1 protein-coding gene and 2 pseudogenes are annotated in these 1,272 nt (G+C 45.4%); all 3 read right to left on the bottom strand.

The window, feature by feature from the left end; all coding sequences use genetic code 11:
* Window positions 1-808 (bottom strand): annotated as a pseudogene (locus ACFIM6_RS09580) (hypothetical protein); the annotation flags it as partial.
* Between the two features lie 21 nt (window positions 809-829).
* Window positions 830-1,063 (bottom strand): hypothetical protein, encoded by a 234-nt coding sequence (locus ACFIM6_RS09575; RefSeq protein ID WP_375611072.1) that lies wholly within the window; start codon window positions 1,061-1,063, stop codon window positions 830-832.
* Between the two features lie 9 nt (window positions 1,064-1,072).
* Window positions 1,073-1,272, bottom strand: a pseudogene (locus ACFIM6_RS09570) (phage tail protein); the annotation flags it as partial.

Raw genomic sequence — 1,272 nt, 5'->3', positions numbered from 1 at the left:
TAACAGAAGATGTCGCACCTTCTGATAACTCTTTTGATTGTTCTGCAATATCCTTGGCATCATCGGCTGCCTGTTTGGCTCCATCTGCCTTTAGACTTGCTTGCATGGCTACAGTCTTAACTTCATGACACGTTGCTACCGCCGTCGCTGCTACTTGCGTCGTCTCTGTTGCTGTTTGTGAAGCTTCTCTTGCTGTTTGTTCTGCACGCGTTGCAATGGTCTTCGATTCATCGGCTAACCTCTTGGCTTCGGTCGATAAATTAACAGCATTCTCACTGCTCTGTTTGACCTCTTCAAAACGTTGTAATGCCGTAGAAAGGGAACCTTTCGTACTATTGATTTCCCCTGTAGCTCTATCGACTGCTCCTTTTGTCTCTTCTGCCATGCGCTTCGCTGCATCAGAAGTATTCTTGGCTTCTTCTGCTAAGCCATTGGCTGTATCCGCTGTCTCTTTCGCAAGGCTAGCCGTTGTCGTCGCTGCTTTAGCTTCTTCCTTCGCTTCATGAGACGTCGTAAGCGCTGTTGTCGCTGTTTGAACTGTTTTCGTCACTTCGCTAAGCGCTTGTTCCGAAACCCTCTTCGATTCTTCTGCAACCTGTTGCGCACCATTCGCACGCGACATGGCTTTTTCTGCTTCTTGACGTGCATTAACAACCTGCTCTAACGGCGCAAAGGTTTCATACGAATACAAAGATGCCGTTCCTAAAAGCTTCGGAACAACAACGCTGTCTTGAGAAGTTCCTGCTATCATTTCTTCTCTCGTCGCGACCGGTATCAAATATTCATGTTCATGATCGGGTATCTTCATCTGCTTTCGTCCTCACATCATTCAGAGTACTTCGTCTAATGAACACTCTTTCAAATCTTCAAACTCTTCTCTTAAGGTCTCTAAGCGCTTCTCTAAATCTTTCAGTGAACCATCAAGCTCTGTTTTCAAAGCGGCTTTCAGTAAATCAAAAACGCCAGTAAGCGGCGCATGTACAAAACCTCCCCCAGAATACAAAACGACCCGTACTTGAGACGGGTCGCTAATCTCTGATATCGCAAACGGTTTTAATGACATTTCAACTCCTCATGTCTTGATCCCATAAATTACACTCACATTAACGGGGCGCGTTTCAACACCACCAACCCTCTCTGCCATGAGATGATGTTCATGATGCTCTCTGTCATTCAGACCTTCTGTTATAGGCGTTGAATAATATAAAAAATTAGCAAAGGGGCTCCTGATAAACCAAGGTAAACGCGGCGGCTTATCTTTTTCTGTAAACC

Origin of the sequence: Bartonella sp. AA9NXGY (genome assembly GCF_042196845.1) — a bacterium.
Classification (GTDB): domain Bacteria; phylum Pseudomonadota; class Alphaproteobacteria; order Rhizobiales; family Rhizobiaceae; genus Bartonella.
The sequence above is the reverse complement of the archived record's forward strand: the minus strand, read 5'-3'. Positions and strand labels throughout refer to the sequence as shown.